The following is a 15,770-nucleotide window of genomic DNA, read 5'->3' as shown; positions in this document are numbered from 1 at the left end:
TTTTGGTGCTGGGGGTGCCCGACGAGGCGGGCGAGCAGGCGACTCAGACCCGGATGACCTGCGGGCCCAGCAGTGAGTAGCGGTGGGCCTCGGCGGCCGGTAGCTGGGAGCTCGTCACGATCGCCTCCAGCGCGCCGACCTCGGCGAACCGGCAGAAGCTGACCGCTCCGAACTTGGTGTGCACGCCCGCGAAGACCGCGCGGCGCGCCGCCCGGATCGCCTGTGCCTTGACCTCGCTGACCGCGGGGTCGGGCGTGGTCAGGCCGTACTCGCGGGAGATGCCGTTCGCCCCGATGAAGGCGAGGTCGAGGACGAAACCGGCGAGCATCTTCGTCGTCCAGTGGTCGACGGTGGCCAGCGTGCCCGCCCGGACCCGCCCGCCGAGGAGCAGGACCGACATGTTCCCCGCCTCGGCGAGGGCGCCCGCGACCGGCAGGGACGCGGTGACCACGGTCAGCGGCCGGTCGGCCGGCAGTGCCTCGGCGATGAGCTGCGGGGTGAAGCCCTCGTCCACGAAGACCGTCTCCGCGTCCCCGAGCAGCTCGGCCGCGGCGGCCGCGATCCGGCGCTTCTCGGGCACGTGGCTGGTGGCCCGGAAGGCGAGTGTCGTCTCGAAGCCGGCGCTCTCCACCGGATAGGCGCCGCCGTGCGTACGACGGACCAGACCGTGGTCCTCCAGGGCCCGCAGGTCGCGCCGGATGGTCTCCTTGGCCACGCCCAGCTGTGCGGCCAGCGCGGTGACGTCGACCGAGCCGGTCGCCCGCGCGGCCAGCACGATCTCGCGCTGGCGCTCTTCCGCCGTCCTCGTACTCATGTCGTCACCCGCCTTCCCGCTGCGTTCCACGGCTGCCCGTTCGGGCTCTTGGGGGAAGTTCTACCGGGGGTGTGCGGTGCTTACCAGGCCTATTGTGAGCCCGATCCTGCCCGCCTGTGCCCGTTTGCGGGTCAAGGTGCCCGGCGCGGACCTGGGGGGTCGTGCGGAGCGGGGTGAGAGCGGGCGACGTGGATGCCCGCATGCGGGGGCGGGCGGGCCCGTTCGGTGCCCGCCCGCGCGCTTGGGGGATCGTTTTCCGTCTTCCGGGGCCTTCGAAACGACTGGGAAACGACCGGGAAGGGCTCAGTACGGCCAGATCGGCGGGTCGTTCACGAAGTGCCCGCCGAGGTGGCCGTGCGCCGGGTTGCCGGGGTCCAGTTCGCCCTGTTCGGCGATCAGCTTCTGCGCGTACGGCTCGGAGTCGTCCTGCGGCTCGTAGCCGAGCGCCCGTGCGGTGCCCAGGTCCCACCACAGCCTGGTGTTGGCGGAGGAGCCGTAGACGACCGTGTGGCCGACGTCCCGCGCGGTCAGGGCCGCGTGGAAGAGGCGGGCGCCGTCGGCCGGGCTCATCCACACCGAGAGCATCCGCACACTGGTCGGCTCCGGGAAGCAGGAGCCGATGCGCACGGACACGGTCTCCAGGCCGTGCTTGTCCCAGTAGAGCTGGGCGAGGTCCTCGCCGAAGGACTTGGACAGGCCGTAGAAGGTGTCCGGGCGGCGCGGGGTGTCGATCGGGATCGGCGGCTCGCCCGCGCGCGGGGCCGGGGTGAAGCCGACGGCGTGGTTGGAGGAGGCGAAGACGACCCGGGGCACGCCTTCCTGGCGGACGGCCTCGTAGAGGTTGTAGGTGCCCTCGATGTTCGCCCTCAGGATCTTCTCGAAGGGGGCCTCCAGGGAGATGCCCGCGAGGTGGAGAACCGCGTCCACACCCCGCACCGCCTCGCGCAGGGCCTCCCGGTCACCGAGGTCGGCGGTGATCGCGTCCGGCTCGCCCTCGACGGGGCGCATGTCGAACAGGCGCAGCGTGTAGCCGTACTCCGGCAGCAGGGACCGCATCAGGGTGCCGAGCCCGCCGGCGGCGCCGGTGAGCAGAACGGTGCGGGGAGCGGGCATCCTCGGTTCTCCTTGTGGCCAGAATTCACATATATGGAAACGTTAGAGAGTTTCGCCGTGCACCGTCAAGTGTCCCGTGATGTCGGTGAATTCGCTTCGGATGGTGCGGGTCTGCCTGCTTGACCTGCCGTAAGAAGCCCCCGTAGCGTGGTCGAGTTCAGAAATGTAGACGTGGATCAGAAACATGCACCGGCGTTTCTCAAGGGAGAGCCCGTTGACGCCAGCTCCTCTCACCGAACGGCTCCGCGACCCGAGTGGGCCGCTCTTCTTCCCCGTCACGGCCTACGGCCCCGACGGCTCACTCGATCTCGACGTCTACCGCACCCATGTCCGCCGGGGCGTCGCGGCCGGTGCCGCCGCCGTGTTCGCCTGCTGCGGCACGGGGGAGTTCCACGCGCTGCTGCCGGAGGAGTTCGATCGTTGTGTCCGGGCGGCCGTGGAGGCGGCGCAGGGGCGTGTCCCGGTGGTCGCCGGCACCGGCTACGGCACCGCGCTCGCCGTGCGCTACGCGCGTCTGGCCGAGGCGGCGGGCGCCGACGGCCTGCTCGCCCTGCCGCCGTACCTCGTCCTCGCCGCCCAGGAGGGCCTCCTGCGGCACTACCGGGAGGTCGCGTCGGCCACCGGCCTGCCGGTGATCGTCTACCAGCGCGACAACGCCGTCTTCACCCCGCGGACAGTGGTGGAACTCGCCCGCACCGACGGGATCACCGGCCTCAAGGACGGCCTCGGGGACCTCGACCTGATGCAGCGGATCATCAGCGCCGTACGCACCGAGGTCCCCGGCGAGTTCCTGTACTTCAACGGCCTGCCCACCGCCGAGCAGACCCAGCTCGCCTACCACGCCCTCGGCATCACCCTGTACTCCTCGGCCGTCTTCTGCTTCGCCCCCGACCTCGCCCTGGCCTACCACCGGGCCCTGACCTGCGGCGACACCGCGACCGTACGGCGCCTGCTGGACGGCTTCTACCGCCCGTTCGTGGAGCTGCGCGCCCAGGGCCGCGGCTACGCCGTCTCGCTCGTCAAGGCGGGCGTACGGCTGAGCGGCCTGGACGTCGGCGAGGTCCGCCCCCCGCTGCAGGAACCGACAGAGGACCACATCAAACAGCTCACCCGCCTGATCGAACGGGGACACGCGCTGCTGGAGCTGGAGGGGGACACGTGAGGGGGCGTGGATGCGGCTTACAGGGGGAAGTCGAGGGAGCGTCCGTGCGGCTCGGTGGTGGGTGCGTGAGCAAGCGTCGGTGTGGTTCGAAGGAGGGCGTGTGAAGGCGTCGGCGTTCGTCTACCCCTGGGATGTCAACGGAGATCCCGAGGCCGCGGCGCGTATCGCCGGGCTCGGCGTGGAGCAGGTGACGCTCGCCTCCGCCTATCACTCCACCCGCGCCCTGACTCCCCGCCACCCCCGCCACCGCATCGTCACCGCCGAGTACGCGGCCGTCCTCTACCCGACGGGCGAGCGCTGGGCGGGCCGCGGCCTGCGGCCGTACCCCGCCGGCCGCTGGGCCCCGGGCAACGCCCACGGCGAGGCCGCGCGTGCTCTCGCAGCGGCCGGTCTGGAGGTGCACACCTGGGTCGTCCTCGCCCACAACTCCCGCCTGGGCGCCGAACATCCGGACACCTCGGTCGTCAACGCCTACGGCGACCACTATCCCTGGGCGCCCTGCATCGCCCAGCCCGCCACGCGCGCGTACCTGGTCGACCTGGCCGCCGAGGCCGCCGTACGCCCCGGCGCGCAGGGCACCGAGCTGGAGTCCCTGGGCTGGTACGGGATCCAGCACCTGCACGCCCACGACAAGACCTCCGGGGTCGGCCTCGGGGAGGCCGGGCAGTACCTGATGTCCCTGTGCTTCTGCCCGTCCTGCCGCACCGGATACGGCGAACAGGGTCTGGACCCCGACGAGTTGGCGGCCTCCGTGCGGTCCGCCCTGGAGCCGCTGTGGCGGGGCGCGGCGGACGACGGGGGCTGGCCCACGGTCGTGAAACTGCTCGGCGAGGACGCGGCGGTCCGTACGCGCGCGTGGCGCGAGGGCACCGCCGCCACCCTCCAGGAGGAGGCCGTCACCGCCGTCCGCGCAGCGGCCCCCGCCGGCTTCCAGGTGCTGCTGCACGCCGACCCGGTGCCGTACCACTGCGGCGCCAACGCGGGCGTCGACCCCGCTCACGTCCTCTCCGTCGCCGACGGCGTGGTGGTCCCGTGCACGGGCGGTACGACCCTGCTGGCGCCGTTCGCCGAGCACGCGCGCGAGGCGACCGTGCTGGCCGCCAACCTCACGGTCGTCTCCGGCATGGGCGGCAGCCCCGGCACCCTCGCGGCGGACGCGGCACGCGCGCGTGCGCAGGGCGCGACCGAACTGCGGCTCTATCACGCCGGGTTGGCGTCGGACTCGGACCTCGCCGCAGTGCGCGAGGCACTGGCGGCACGCTGACACAGGGCGGCCGCCGTCCCGAACAGCCCGAGGCCGTACAGCGGCAACAGCAGCCCGGGTGAGGCGAGTTCGACCAGTGCGGCGCCGGCGGCCAGGCCGACGACGTTGGGCGCGAACACCAGCGTGTTGACGGTGGCCGTCGCCCGGCCGAGCAGCGGACCGGGCGTCTCCCGCTGGACCGCGGTGAACGCGGCGACGAGCACACAGGGCAGGCCGAGACCGATCGCCGCGGCCGACGCGAGGGCCACCGCGTCCGACGGCACCGCACGCGCGGCCACCGCGACCGCCGTCAGCGCGATCCCCGCCGCCCCGAACCGGCGCCCGCCGAGCCGCCGCAGCGCCGCCCCCGAGACGAGCCCGGCGGTCACCGAACCGGCGCCCTGGACGGCGTAGAGCACGCCCGTGTACGCGGGGGAGTGGCCCAGGCGGTCCACGACGGCGTACACCGTCGTGCTGCTCAGCGAGGCGAGCAGCATCGTCGTGCCCCCGGCCCGCACCAGCGGGCGCAGCCCGGGGTGACCCCGCAGGTGCCGCACACCCTCGGCGGTCTCCTTCCGCCAGCCGCCGCCGGACGACCGCACGGGCCGCTCCTCGCGCACCCGAAGCAGGGCGTACAGCCCGGCGGCGACCACGAACGTGCCCGCGTCCAGGCAGGCGACGACCGGACCGCCGAAGGCCGTGTACAGGCCCGCCCCGGTCAGCGGCGCGACGAGCTTCATGCCCTCCGTGACGGTCATCCGCAGCCCGTTGAAGTCACCGAGGAGGTCCCCGGGGACGGCGGCGGCGACCAGGGCCGACTCGGCGGCCTCGCCGACGACGCCGACCGTGCCGTACAGGAACAGGACGGTGAACAGCAGCCACAGCCCGTCGGCCGAGTGGATGGTGAAGAGCGTCAGGAGAGCGGCGGCGAGCCCCAGGTTCAGGGCGATGAGCAGAGGTTTTCGGCGCACGCGGTCGGCGATCGTGCCCAGCGCGGGGCCGGCGAGGGTGGGGGCCCACGCGGCGAGCATGCACAGGGCCGGCAGGCCGTCGGACCCGGTCAGCTCCTTCACCCACACGCCCGCCGCCAGCGACAGCGAGGAGGTGCCGAAGGTCGACACCACCAGGCCCGTGAGATACAGCCCCGCGTTACGGTCCCGCAGCACGCGCACCAGGGTCCAGGAAGTCGTCATGCCCGCTCATCGTGGGTCTAAGGCGGGCGGGCGGGGATCGGCAAGGTGCCCTATCAGCGTGTCGGCGGCGACAATCCGTCGGAACCTGTCACTCATGCCCCTGGGGCGCGTACCGGCCCGAACCTACTGTCGGCGCCATGCGCTACCTCGCCCCGATTCTCATCGGTTTCGTCTACGTCCTGCTGATGTCCCTCGTCCCGGAGCCGCACCGGCGCCGCTTCAACGCGGTCATGGTCGCCGGTGCGGGCGCCGCCTACCTCAGCGGTGGCGGCCTCGGCGGCTGGGAGTTCGCGTTCACCGCCGTGGCCACCTACGTCGCCTACAAGGGTCTGGACTCCTGGGCCTGGATCGGCGTCGGCTGGCTGCTGCACACGGCCTGGGACGTCGTGCACCACCTCAAGGGCCACCCGATCATCCCGTTCGCCCACGACTCCTCGTTCGGCTGCGCCCTGTGCGACCCGGTGATCGCCGTGTGGTGCCTGCGCGGCGGGCGTTCGCCGTGGGAGTGGCTGCGCGGCGCCGATGAGTTTTCGCGAGACAGTCGGTCAGTCCTTCGTACGAGGCGTGCAACCGTGAAGGAGTAACGGCATGACCATGATCGACCTCGGCCCGCAGACCCTGATCGTGGCGCGGCTCGCCGAGTCCGTGACCGACGAGCAGCTGACCGTATCCACACCGTGCCCGGACCTGGCGGTGCGGAACCTGCTGGGCCACATCCACATGCTCTCCGTGGCCTTCCGCGACGCCGCCCGCAAGGACCTCGGTACGACGACCGACACCAGCCCGACCGCCGCCGTACCGGACGTCGGCCCCGGCTGGCGTGCGGAGTTGCCCAAGGCCCTGGACGAACTGGCGGACGCCTGGCGCGACCCGGCCGCCTGGACCGGCATGACCCGCGCGGGCGGGGTGGACCTGCCGGGCGAGGTCGCCGGTGCCATCGTCGCCGACGAGCTGGTCATCCACGGCTGGGACCTGGCCCGCGCCATCGGCCGGCCCTACGCTCCCGACCCCGCGGCGCTGGACTCGGCCCACGGCTTCCTGCTCGCCGCCGCCGAGGACTCGAACCGCGGCGGCGGCCTCTTCGGGCCGGTCGTCCCGGTGGCGGAGGACGCGCCGCTGCTGGAGCGGGCGGTGGGGCTGAGCGGGCGGGACCCGGGATGGCGCCCGGTGACTGAGTAGCCGGACACCTACGACCTGAGTACGTGCACCGGTGTGGCCTGCCCCTCCGCACCGGTTCACTACCCGCATGACGACACAGCACATCGCACCGCTTCCGGGACCGGCCGACCAGGGTGAGCGCGACCCCCGGGCCTGGGTGGCGCCGGCGATCGCGACGGTTCTCATGGGCGTGCTCGGTCCGGCCGCCGTCCTGTTCGCCGGGTTCTCCGTGATGGCGACGGACAGCTGCGGCCCCGACGACTGCTCGGCCGCGTTGACCACGTCCCTGTCCTGGATCTTCGGCCTGCTCTTCTTCGGTGGCCCGCTGTGCTTCGTCGCCCTGCTCACGGCCTGGGTGCTGCCCTGGAAGCGCCGCTGGTCCGTGACGCGCGCCTGGACGGCGGTCCTCGCACTGGTGCCGCCCCTGGGGGTGCTGCTCCTGGTGTTCACGCTGCCCGCCCCGTAAGGGGGACGGTCACCGAAGGCCCCGGTTCCGCTTGTACGAGTGGACGACGGCGACGCCACCGGGGGCCGTACTCTCCCCCCATGCCTCTCACCCTCACCGTCCTCGGCACCGCCTCCCCGCACCCCGGCCCCGGCCGGCCCTGCTCGGGATACCTGCTGTCCGGCGGGGGAGCCGAGGTGTGGGTGGACGCGGGACCCGGCACGTTCGCCGCATTGCAGCAGCACACGGATCCCGCGCGGCTCACCGCGATCTGGATCTCCCATCTGCACGCCGACCACAGCGCCGATCTGCTGTCCGCCGCCTACGCCTTCGCCTTCGGCGGGATGACCCCGGCCGTACCGATCCCGGTGTACGCCCCGCAGGACTGCGCCCACCGGCTGGCCGGCTTCTTCGGGCGGGTGGACGTCGACTTCCTCAAGGGCGTCTTCGACTTCCGGGCCCTGTACGACGGCCATGACGTCCGGCACTGGAACCTCCGCCTCACCGCCCGTGCCGTCGCCCACGACACCGAGGCGTACGGTCTGCGCGCCGAGTGCCAGGGGAGTGTCCTCGCCTACTCCGGGGACAGCGGCCCCTGCGCCGCACTCGGTGAACTCGCCACCCGTGCCGACCTGTTCCTGTGCGAGGCCGACATCGACGCGCATCGCGATGGCGAACAGGTGCATCTGACACCGGAGGACGCCGGGCGCATCGCCCTGGACGCCCGCGTACGCCAACTCCTCGTCACCCATGTCGGCCCCACGCTCACCCGTGAGACGGCCACCGCACGCGCCGCCGCGGTCTGCGGCCGGCCCACCCGCATGGCCGTCGAGGGTGACACCCACACCTTCTGACACCCACACCTTCTGACACCCACACCTTCCGACACCCACACCTTTCGACACCTCCGACTTCCTTTTGTCAGAGGCATTGACGAAACACCGGCCCCCTCCTACCTTCATCGCGTCACACTTCGTACGTCATATATGAGACGCGATACGTGAGATCCGAGAGAGCCGCATGACCTCCGCGCCCACCCCGATCCCGTCCCGCACGCAGTACGTGCTGGACGCGATCAAACACCGCATCCTCACCGGGCAGCTGACGCCCGGACAGGCCCTGGTCGAGACGGAGCTGGCCGCGCAGTTCGGGGTGTCCAAGACCCCGGTGCGCGAGGCGCTGAAGACGCTCGCCGGGACCGGTCTCGTCGTGATGAGCCAGTACAAGGGCGTCACGGTGCGCATGGTGGACGCGGACATGGCGCGCGAGGTCTACGACGTACGGCTGCTGCTGGAACCGGAGGCGCTGCGCAGGGCCGTCCGGCGAGGTGCGTCCCTCGACGCCGCGCGCGACGCGCTGACCCGGGCCGACGCCGCCACCGACGCCGCCGAACGCTCCCTCGCCAACCGGGAGTTCCACCGCGCCCTCTACCTGCCGTGCGGCAACCCGCTGCTCGGCCGGATGCTGGACGAGGTCCGCGACCAGGCCGCCCTGGTCTCCGCCGTCGCCTGGGCCGCCGACCCCTCCTGGGAGCGGGAGGCCACCGAGCACCGGGAGATCCTGCGGCTCGCGCTCGACGGCGACGCCGACGGCGCGGCGAGCGCCCTGCACGCCCACATCGCGTCGTTCGTGGCACGGGCTTTCCCCGAGCCCCATCCAGAGGAAGGGCATCTATGAGCAGCGTGACGTTCGAGTCCCAACGGGCGGCCCTGGCCGACGTGGTGGCCATCCCGGTGACGCCCTTCACCGCGGACGGCGCCGTCGACCAGAACGCCCACCGGGCCCTGCTGCGTCGCCTGCTCGACGGCGGGATCCGCACCCTCACCCCGAACGGCAACACCGGCGAGTTCTACGCCCTCACCCCCGAAGAGCGCCGCTTGGTCACCGAGTCGACCGTCGAGGAGGCCGGCGACCGCGCCGCGATCCTCGTCGGCGTCGGCCACGACCTGCTCGCCGCGATCGCCTCCGCCCGGCACGCCCGCGACCTCGGCGCCGGGATGGTCATGGTCCACCAGCCCGTCCACCCGTACGTCTCGGCGGCCGGCTGGGTCGACTACCACCGCGCCATCGCCGAGTCCGCGCCCGAGCTGGGCGTGGTGCCGTACATTCGCAACGCACAGCTGCCCGGCGCCCGGCTCGCCGAACTGGCCGACCACTGCCCGAATGTCATCGGGGTCAAGTACGCGGTCCCGGACGCCGCGCGCTTCGCGGGCTTCGCCCGTGACGCCGGCCTCGAACGTTTCGTCTGGGTCGCGGGCCTCGCCGAGCCGTACGCCCCCTCCTACTTCTCCGCGGGCGCCACCGGCTTCACCTCCGGGCTCGTGAACGTCGCCCCGGCCGTTTCGCTGAACATGATTGAAGCGCTTCGATCCGGCGACTACCCGGCCGCCATGAAGGTCTGGGAGCAGATCCGCCGCTTCGAGGAACTCCGAGCTGCCCACGGCTCCGCGAACAACGTCACCGTCGTCAAGGAAGCCCTTTCCGCCCTCGGCCTGTGCCGCCGCGAGGTCCGCCCGCCCAGCAGACCGCTGCCCGAGGACGAGCGCGCCGAGGTCGCCGCCATCGCCGCCGGATGGTCCATATGAGGAAGCTGAGGAGCCATCAGTGGTACGGGACCGACGGGCTGCGGTCGTTCAGCCATCGGGCCCGGACCCGGCAGCTCGGGTACCTGCCCGAGGAGCATCTGGGCAAGCCCGTGATCGCCGTGCTCAACACGTGGTCCGACATCAACCCGTGCCATGTGCACCTGCGGGATCGCGCACAGGCCGTGAAGCGGGGGGTGTGGCAGGCCGGCGGCTTTCCGCTGGAGTTCCCGGTCTCGACGCTGAGCGAGACCTTCCAGAAGCCGACGCCGATGCTCTACCGGAATCTGCTCGCGATGGAGACCGAGGAACTGCTGCGGTCCTATCCGGTCGACGGGGCGGTGCTGATGGGCGGGTGCGACAAGTCCACGCCCGCGCTGCTGATGGGCGCGGCCAGCGTCGATCTGCCCGCTGTCTTCGTGCCTGCCGGGCCCATGCTGCCGGGGCACTGGCGGTCAGAGGTGCTCGGATCCGGTACGGACATGTGGAAGTACTGGGACGACAAGCGGGCAGGTCTCATCGGCGACTGCGAGATGGGCGAGCTGGAGAGCGGGCTCGCGCGCTCGCCGGGGCACTGCATGACCATGGGTACGGCGTCCACGCTGACCGCCGCCGCCGAGGTCCTCGGCGTGACGGTGCCGGGTGCGTCGAGCATCCCCGCCGTCGACTCCGGGCACGACCGGATGGCCGCCAAGGCCGGGATGACGGCCGTGGAGCTGGTGCGCGGCGACCGGAGGCTGTCGCGGATCCTGACCCGGGAGGCCTTCGAGGACGCCGTCACCACGGTCCTCGGCCTCGGTGGCTCCACCAACGCCGTGATCCATCTGATCGCCATGGCGGGCCGAGCCGGGGTGAAGCTCACCCTGGACGACTTCGACCGCATCGCCCGGACCGTGCCGGTCCTCGCCAACGTCCGCCCCGGCGGCCGGCGTTACCTGATGGAGGACTTCCACTTCGCGGGCGGCCTGCCCGGCTTCCTGTCCCGGATCACCGACCTGCTCCATCTGGACCGGCCGACGGTGTCGTACGACACCCTGCGCGAGCAGCTGGCAGGCGCCCAGGTGCACGACGACGACGTCATCCGCCCGCGCGACAACCCGGTCGCGAGCGAGGGCGGGGTCGCCGTCCTGCGCGGCAACCTCTGCCCGGACGGCGCCGTCATCAAGCACATCGCCGCCGAGCCCCGCCTGCTCGGGCACACCGGCCCGGCCGTCGTCTTCGACGACTACAAGACCATGCAGCGCACCATCAACGACCCCGCGCTCGGCATCACCGCCGACAGCGTGCTGGTGCTCCGGGGCGCCGGACCCAAGGGCGGCCCGGGCATGCCCGAGTACGGCATGCTCCCCATCCCCGACCACCTGCTCGAGCAGGGAGTACGGGACATGGTCCGGATCTCCGACGCCCGGATGAGCGGCACGAGTTACGGCGCCTGCGTGCTGCACGTGGCCCCGGAGTCGTACGTCGGCGGGCCGCTGGCGCTGGTGCGCACCGGCGATCTCATCACCCTGGACGTCGCCGCCCGCAGCCTCCATCTCCACGTGGACGCCGGGGAGCTGGAGCGCAGGCGCCTCGCGTGGACGCCGCCGCCCGCCCGGTACGAGCGCGGCTACGGCGTCCTCCACAACGGGCACATCACCCAGGCCGACACCGGCTGCGACTTCGAGTTCCTGGCCCGACCGGGCACGGTGCCGGACCCGTACGCCGGCTGAACCCCGCATCCCCTTTGGTGAAGCGCTTCACCCATGTGCATGGAGCAAGCGCTTCCTGCACCCGCTGTATGCGCGGGGGCCGGGCGCCTGCGCTGAACCACCGGCCGGGGCGTGCGCCGCCCGCCCCGGCCGTCCCTCTCCCCGAGCCGCACCGCGAAGGAGCACAGCCATGCCCTCGCCCCAACAAGGGGTCCTCGGTCGTCTCGGCGGGCGACAACTGGGACTCCGGCATCTCCATGCCGTCCTTGGTCTCCATGGACGCGACGACGACGTACAACGCCCGCAGGTCGGACGGCCCCCTGCCGTCGACGACGTTCCTCACGACGGGAAGCACGAGGATCGGGGCGACGATGAACTGACCCCCCTCGTCACCCCCTGCCGCCCCACTCCGCCCGGAGATCCTGACAGCGGACGGTGATCGAGGCGTCGGTGAGCGCGATCTCGTGCACACACCCACCGCCACTCCCGGCACCGTCCCTGTCGCCCTTCTCGTCGCGGTCCTCGTCCGGGAGGATCTCGTCGAGCAGCACGGTGTCGACGAGCAGCCAGTCGAACGCACGGTGGCGATCGATGGAGAAGTGCCGCACGCCCGAGTAGCTGATGCGCAGCCCCACGTCGTGCTTCCACCGGTTCGGCGCGAACTCCAGCACCAGCCCCCCGCTCTTGTCGGCGGCAAGCTGCATCCCGGCCAGCTCCAGGTCCTTCACACAGCGGGTGGCGGCCGCGATGTCGTAGTGCCCGGGATCGGAGGCGAACGCCCAGGCACCCGGCGGGAGTACGCCACGCAGGCCGGGCAGTTCGTCCAGATAGGCGGAGGGGTCGACGTAGAACCCGTGTTCTTGCCAATGGGCCTTGATGAACCTCATGGCCGCCATCCTCTCGGCAAGGAAGGCTCCTGCTGAATTCCATATCGGCGCCTCATTGAACCGTCACGGTGACAAGACCGGGCTCCGGCGGCTCGGTCGGAGCGGCGCTGCCGTACCACGAGTACTCGAGGGCGGACAGCCTGCCGCCGCCCACCCAGACGAGCAACTCGCCGACCAGCTCCGGCCTCCGGGACCTGGGCTCTGAGCTCGCGCGCGCCGGTGAGATCCACTTCGAGGAGCTTGGTGAGGAGGCGTCGGTGCAGGGGAGCGAGGGGGGCGGTTGTCATGAGGACGGGGGGCGGTAGCGGAGTAGCGCGGGGATGGTGGCGTGGTCGGTGCTCTCCATGGTCACGATGACTTCTCGGCCGGTGGATGTCCCCAGCCATGTCACGAAGTCGCGGACACGCGCGAACGTCCCCGGGTCCACCACATCGCGCGGATCGAAGGTGAACCCGATCTCCTCGATCTCGAAGAAGTAGCAGGTGAACCACATACCTCCGATGTCGATGGCCAGGCTCACCGATTCCTCCGGATCCTGCCCTAGCCGGGACCAGACGACAGCGGCGTCCGGCACGCTCGTGTCGGTGACGCCGGCGAGCGTCCACGTGAGGACGTGTCTCCCCGGCAGTACGTGCAGCCCCCCGAACACGCGCCGCCAGTCCTCGAGCGCGGTGCCGAGGACACAGACGTCACGCAGGGCTCCGTCGACGACGAAATGCTCCGGCCGGTACCGAGGCTCGCTCTCCCGGCGCCCGGTGCTCATCGCTTGCCGCCTGCTACGAGGGGGCGGAAATCTGCGATGGCGCTTTCCCAGTCGAACCTGACCGTGTCGTGCGGAGGAAGGCCGCGGCCAAGGGCCTCCGCCGCGTGCAGTACGGCGGAGGCCAGCTCCGGAGCGGTTGTCCGGGCGACGACGCCGTTCTCGCCGGCGACCGACAGGCCGTCCTTGGTCCGTCGTACGACAAGACCGAACGAGGTGTCGGCACCGGTGAAGCTGAGCACGCGGGCGTCACCCCGCAGAAAGCCGCGCAGGCTGTCCAGCAACCGGACGACCGAGATGTAGATCATCATGCCCTGATCGGGGACGTGACCGGCCGAGTCGGCCGTGCCGAGGTCCCCGGTGACGGTCATGTCGCCCATGTCGAAACCGTGGGCGTCACCCTGTCCGGGCCGAACCGTGAACTGCACAGTCATCACGGGGTCATTGTCGCCGTGCCCTTCTCCGCCTGCTCACGGGTGGTCCGTGGAGACGCGGTCCGTAGGGGGAAATGTGTATCGATCGGATAACAGGCCTCGCAGCGTCGGTTGTTATGCGCGTAGATAGTCCCTGACCTGGTACATCACTCTCATTCACCAGATCCGGAGAATCCATGCGGAAGTCCCACAGAGCCGTCGCCGCCGGTGCCGCCTGTGCTCTCGCCGGTCTCGCGCTGTACGGCGCGGGCACGGCCACCGCCGGGCAGTCGACGGCGAACTCCACCCACGAGCCCTACAACATAGGGCAGTTGGTGAAGGACATCGACACCTACTACGGCACCCACGCCGACAGCAACGGCGTCTACCAGGCGTCCCCGGACAGCCCGTACGCCCAGGACCTGGCCGACATCGACGCCGGCGCCAAGCGGTACATCGACAAGGCGGCCCGCAAGGCGCACCGTCACGGCGAGAAGCCGGCCGTCGTCTTCGACATCGACGACACGCTGCTCCTCAGCCTCGACTACGAGAAGCGCTACAACTACACGTTCAACCCCACCACGTGGAACGACTACGTGAACCGCGCCGACCGCCCGGCCGTCTTCGGCAGCCCCGAGCTGGTGCAGTACGCCGCGTCCAAGGGCGTCGAGGTCTTCTACAACTCCGGTCTGAGCGAGGCCCAGCGCGCCGCCGCGGTCGCGAACCTGAAGAAGGTCGGCGCCGACGTGAACCTCGACGCCGACCACATGTTCCTCAAGGACAAGGCCAACCCGCCGGTCTACCTGAGCGACTGCGCCACCCCGGCCGCCTGGAACTGCACGACCGTGCAGTACAAGTCCGGGACGCGCAAGCACATCGAGGACGACCTCGGATACAAGATCATCGCTGACTTCGGCGACCAGTACTCGGACCTCGACGGTGGCTACACCGGCCGCACGTACAAGATCCCGAACCCGACCTACTTCGTCTCCTGACGACCCCGCAGCCGCTCGTACCCGGCCCCCGTCACCGGCAGCACCGTGCCGTGGCGGGGGCCGGCCGGCAGACGCCACTCAAGAATTGCCCCCCTGGCTCTCATGCGCGGCAAAGTCACCGGTCACCGCATGAACATGCCCCGCGGCAGTACCGGTGATCGTGTAGCTGTCACCCTTCGCGTCGCGCCCGCCCCGCGCATGGTCGTACTGCCCCGCGAACACCCACTGCCCCGCCGGTACCGTACGGCCCTCCTTGAGCGTCCACCGGTAGACGACGAACCCGTCCCTCTCCTCGACCGCCTGCGTGAAGTCGTCCTCCGGCAGCGAGCGCCACGCACCCGTCGAAGCCACCCCACCGGTCTGCGCCACCTTCAACTCGACGGTGAGGGCAGTCAGTTGCTCGGACGTCTTCAGGGTCAGATCGCTCTGCGCCCAGAAGTCGTTGCTGTGCGGGTCCACCGAGCCGTCCGACCACAGGGGGCCGTCCTGCTCGCCGTGTGCCTCGGGCGGTCGCCGGGAGGCCGTCGGTGTCCGGGAAGGTGTGGCACTCGGGGTGCGGGACGGGCGCGGGGTGCCCGGACCCGGCACCGGATCGGCGGAATGCGCCGGTGGGCGCGCGGTCCCGTTCGGCGAGGAACTCGGCGTCGGGGAGACCGCGACCGTCTGCCGGGCCGGCTGGTCGCCGTGGACCGCGGAGGCCACCGCGTACCCGCCGACGGCGAGCACCCCGGCGACCGCCGCCGTGGCGCCGGCCACCCGCACCCAGCCGAGGAGCGGCGGACGCGTGGCCCGGTGGCCGGAGGGACGGGACGGCATCGCCATACCGCGCTCCACCCGGGCCAGGATGCGCGCCCGGTCGGGTTCGTGGGCCTCGGCCGCCTCGTGCAGCCGGGCGCGCAGCTCGTCGTGCACGTCCTGCTGCCTCATCGGTTCCTTCCTCCGCTCTCGCCGCCCCGGGCGGCCATCGCCGCGTGCACCCGCCGCGGATCGCCCTGGGGGCCGATCAATCGCTGCAGTTCGGCCATGCCCTTGGACGTCTGGCTCTTAACCGTACCCACCGGCACCCCGAGCGCGAGCGCCGTGTCCTTCTCCGAGAGGTCGCACGCATGCCGCAGCACCACGCACGCCCGTTTGCGGAACGGCAGTCTGCACCGCCCTGCGGATCCGGGTGCGGGCCAGGTTGGCGACCACGCCTCGCGCGTACGCCACCGGGTGGTCGGCCGCGCGCACCCGGTCCCAGCGGTGCCACAGCGCCAGCAGCGCGTCCGCCGCCAGGTCGTCGCCGAACCGGATTCCGTAACACAGAGAAAACCT

At 71.5% G+C, this 15,770-nt stretch carries 17 protein-coding genes and 2 pseudogenes; 11 read left to right on the top strand and 8 right to left on the bottom strand.

The annotated features are described in order from the left end of the window. Positions 1-43: 43 nt before the first annotated feature. Together ACWC0C_RS24835 and ACWC0C_RS24830 are read right to left on the bottom strand one after the other, a co-directional pair. Positions 44-814: a DeoR/GlpR family DNA-binding transcription regulator gene (locus ACWC0C_RS24835; RefSeq protein WP_449198477.1), complete on the bottom strand. Its 771-nt coding sequence runs from the start codon at positions 812-814 to the stop codon at positions 44-46. Between the two features lie 303 nt (positions 815-1,117). After that, a complete protein-coding gene (locus ACWC0C_RS24830) occupies positions 1,118-1,927 on the bottom strand; it encodes an NAD-dependent epimerase/dehydratase family protein (RefSeq protein ID WP_450865951.1) in 810 nt (269 codons plus the stop codon). A gap of 214 nt (positions 1,928-2,141) precedes the next feature. Here ACWC0C_RS24830 and ACWC0C_RS24825 point away from each other — a divergent pair, with 214 nt between their 5' ends. Together ACWC0C_RS24825 and ACWC0C_RS24820 are read left to right on the top strand one after the other, a co-directional pair. Continuing rightward, on the top strand, positions 2,142-3,089 hold the full coding sequence (locus ACWC0C_RS24825) for a 5-dehydro-4-deoxyglucarate dehydratase (protein ID WP_450865949.1): 948 nt from the start codon (positions 2,142-2,144) through the stop codon (positions 3,087-3,089). Positions 3,090-3,189: 100 nt separating this feature from the next. Then, a complete protein-coding gene (locus ACWC0C_RS24820; protein WP_450865947.1) occupies positions 3,190-4,353 on the top strand; it encodes a hypothetical protein in 1,164 nt (387 codons plus the stop codon). Here ACWC0C_RS24820 and ACWC0C_RS24815 read toward each other — a convergent pair. After that, on the bottom strand, positions 4,290-5,525 hold the full coding sequence (locus ACWC0C_RS24815) for an MFS transporter (protein WP_450865946.1): 1,236 nt from the start codon (positions 5,523-5,525) through the stop codon (positions 4,290-4,292). The two genes, ACWC0C_RS24820 and ACWC0C_RS24815, sit on opposite strands and share 64 nt — an antisense overlap. A gap of 137 nt (positions 5,526-5,662) precedes the next feature. On the opposite strand from ACWC0C_RS24815, the gene ACWC0C_RS24810 reads away from it, so the two are divergent. From ACWC0C_RS24810 to ACWC0C_RS24775, 8 genes and pseudogenes are all read left to right on the top strand, one after another. Further along, positions 5,663-6,109 carry a DUF6010 family protein gene (locus ACWC0C_RS24810; protein ID WP_450865944.1) on the top strand — a complete coding sequence of 149 codons (447 nt, stop codon included), beginning with the start codon at positions 5,663-5,665 and terminating at the stop codon, positions 6,107-6,109. A 4-nt stretch (positions 6,110-6,113) separates the two neighbouring features. Then, positions 6,114-6,704, top strand: coding sequence for a TIGR03086 family metal-binding protein (locus ACWC0C_RS24805; protein WP_450865943.1), 591 nt, complete (start codon positions 6,114-6,116; stop codon positions 6,702-6,704). A gap of 67 nt (positions 6,705-6,771) precedes the next feature. Then, positions 6,772-7,149: a hypothetical protein gene (locus ACWC0C_RS24800; RefSeq protein WP_450865942.1), complete on the top strand. Its 378-nt coding sequence runs from the start codon at positions 6,772-6,774 to the stop codon at positions 7,147-7,149. 80 nt (positions 7,150-7,229) lie between these two features. Then, complete coding sequence (locus ACWC0C_RS24795; RefSeq protein WP_450865940.1) at positions 7,230-7,982, top strand: MBL fold metallo-hydrolase; 753 nt, start codon at positions 7,230-7,232, stop codon at positions 7,980-7,982. A 166-nt stretch (positions 7,983-8,148) separates the two neighbouring features. After that, positions 8,149-8,805: a GntR family transcriptional regulator gene (locus ACWC0C_RS24790; RefSeq protein ID WP_450865938.1), complete on the top strand. Its 657-nt coding sequence runs from the start codon at positions 8,149-8,151 to the stop codon at positions 8,803-8,805. Then, positions 8,802-9,713, top strand: a complete 912-nt coding sequence (locus ACWC0C_RS24785) for a dihydrodipicolinate synthase family protein (RefSeq protein ID WP_450865936.1) — start codon at positions 8,802-8,804, stop codon at positions 9,711-9,713. The genes ACWC0C_RS24790 and ACWC0C_RS24785 overlap by 4 nt, the downstream gene beginning before the upstream one ends. Next, complete coding sequence (araD, locus tag ACWC0C_RS24780) at positions 9,701-11,422, top strand: L-arabinonate dehydratase (protein WP_450865935.1); 1,722 nt, start codon at positions 9,701-9,703, stop codon at positions 11,420-11,422. The genes ACWC0C_RS24785 and araD overlap by 13 nt, the downstream gene beginning before the upstream one ends. Before the next feature lie 182 nt (positions 11,423-11,604). Continuing rightward, positions 11,605-11,781: pseudogene (locus ACWC0C_RS24775) on the top strand (right-handed parallel beta-helix repeat-containing protein); the annotation flags it as partial. A gap of 9 nt (positions 11,782-11,790) precedes the next feature. On the opposite strand, the gene ACWC0C_RS24770 reads toward ACWC0C_RS24775, so the two are convergent. The 3 genes from ACWC0C_RS24770 to ACWC0C_RS24760 form a co-directional block, all read right to left on the bottom strand. Beyond that, positions 11,791-12,288, bottom strand: a complete 498-nt coding sequence (locus tag ACWC0C_RS24770; RefSeq protein ID WP_450865933.1) for a hypothetical protein — start codon at positions 12,286-12,288, stop codon at positions 11,791-11,793. Between the two features lie 283 nt (positions 12,289-12,571). After that, on the bottom strand, positions 12,572-13,051 hold the full coding sequence (locus ACWC0C_RS24765) for a hypothetical protein (protein WP_450865931.1): 480 nt from the start codon (positions 13,049-13,051) through the stop codon (positions 12,572-12,574). Then, positions 13,048-13,485 (bottom strand): hypothetical protein, encoded by a 438-nt coding sequence (locus ACWC0C_RS24760; RefSeq protein WP_450865930.1) that lies wholly within the window; start codon positions 13,483-13,485, stop codon positions 13,048-13,050. The genes ACWC0C_RS24765 and ACWC0C_RS24760 overlap by 4 nt, the downstream gene beginning before the upstream one ends. Before the next feature lie 173 nt (positions 13,486-13,658). Here ACWC0C_RS24760 and ACWC0C_RS24755 point away from each other — a divergent pair, with 173 nt between their 5' ends. Continuing rightward, positions 13,659-14,456 carry an HAD family acid phosphatase gene (locus ACWC0C_RS24755; protein WP_450865928.1) on the top strand — a complete coding sequence of 266 codons (798 nt, stop codon included), beginning with the start codon at positions 13,659-13,661 and terminating at the stop codon, positions 14,454-14,456. 78 nt (positions 14,457-14,534) lie between these two features. Here ACWC0C_RS24755 and ACWC0C_RS24750 read toward each other — a convergent pair whose 3' ends face one another. Both ACWC0C_RS24750 and ACWC0C_RS24745 read right to left on the bottom strand, forming a co-directional pair. Beyond that, the gene (locus tag ACWC0C_RS24750) at positions 14,535-15,383 is read right to left on the bottom strand and encodes a hypothetical protein (protein WP_450865927.1); all 849 of its coding nucleotides are present in this window, start codon (positions 15,381-15,383) and stop codon (positions 14,535-14,537) included. Continuing rightward, a pseudogene (locus ACWC0C_RS24745) lies at positions 15,380-15,737 on the bottom strand (sigma factor-like helix-turn-helix DNA-binding protein); the annotation flags it as partial. The gene ACWC0C_RS24750 and the pseudogene ACWC0C_RS24745, both read right to left, overlap by 4 nt. Positions 15,738-15,770: the final 33 nt, after the last annotated feature.

The sequence above is a fragment of the Streptomyces sp. NPDC001709 genome (genome assembly GCF_053596375.1).
The sequence above is the reverse complement of the archived record's forward strand: the minus strand, read 5'-3'. Positions and strand labels throughout refer to the sequence as shown.

Excerpts from the sequence above, each read along its gene's own strand:
- ACWC0C_RS24750 (WP_450865927.1), bottom strand. The coding sequence starts at position 15,383 with ATGAGGCAGCAGGACGTGCACGACGAGCTGCGCGCCCGGCTGCACGAG.
- ACWC0C_RS24795 (WP_450865940.1), top strand. The coding sequence starts at position 7,230 with ATGCCTCTCACCCTCACCGTCCTCGGCACCGCCTCCCCGCACCCCGGC.
- ACWC0C_RS24830 (WP_450865951.1), bottom strand. The coding sequence starts at position 1,927 with ATGCCCGCTCCCCGCACCGTTCTGCTCACCGGCGCCGCCGGCGGGCTC.
- ACWC0C_RS24770 (WP_450865933.1), bottom strand. The coding sequence starts at position 12,288 with ATGAGGTTCATCAAGGCCCATTGGCAAGAACACGGGTTCTACGTCGAC.
- ACWC0C_RS24835 (WP_449198477.1), bottom strand. The coding sequence starts at position 814 with ATGAGTACGAGGACGGCGGAAGAGCGCCAGCGCGAGATCGTGCTGGCC.
- ACWC0C_RS24755 (WP_450865928.1), top strand. The coding sequence starts at position 13,659 with ATGCGGAAGTCCCACAGAGCCGTCGCCGCCGGTGCCGCCTGTGCTCTC.
- ACWC0C_RS24790 (WP_450865938.1), top strand. The coding sequence starts at position 8,149 with ATGACCTCCGCGCCCACCCCGATCCCGTCCCGCACGCAGTACGTGCTG.
- ACWC0C_RS24765 (WP_450865931.1), bottom strand. The coding sequence starts at position 13,051 with ATGAGCACCGGGCGCCGGGAGAGCGAGCCTCGGTACCGGCCGGAGCAT.
- araD (WP_450865935.1), top strand. The coding sequence starts at position 9,701 with ATGGTCCATATGAGGAAGCTGAGGAGCCATCAGTGGTACGGGACCGAC.
- ACWC0C_RS24805 (WP_450865943.1), top strand. The coding sequence starts at position 6,114 with ATGACCATGATCGACCTCGGCCCGCAGACCCTGATCGTGGCGCGGCTC.
- ACWC0C_RS24785 (WP_450865936.1), top strand. The coding sequence starts at position 8,802 with ATGAGCAGCGTGACGTTCGAGTCCCAACGGGCGGCCCTGGCCGACGTG.
- ACWC0C_RS24815 (WP_450865946.1), bottom strand. The coding sequence starts at position 5,525 with ATGACGACTTCCTGGACCCTGGTGCGCGTGCTGCGGGACCGTAACGCG.
- ACWC0C_RS24810 (WP_450865944.1), top strand. The coding sequence starts at position 5,663 with ATGCGCTACCTCGCCCCGATTCTCATCGGTTTCGTCTACGTCCTGCTG.
- ACWC0C_RS24800 (WP_450865942.1), top strand. The coding sequence starts at position 6,772 with ATGACGACACAGCACATCGCACCGCTTCCGGGACCGGCCGACCAGGGT.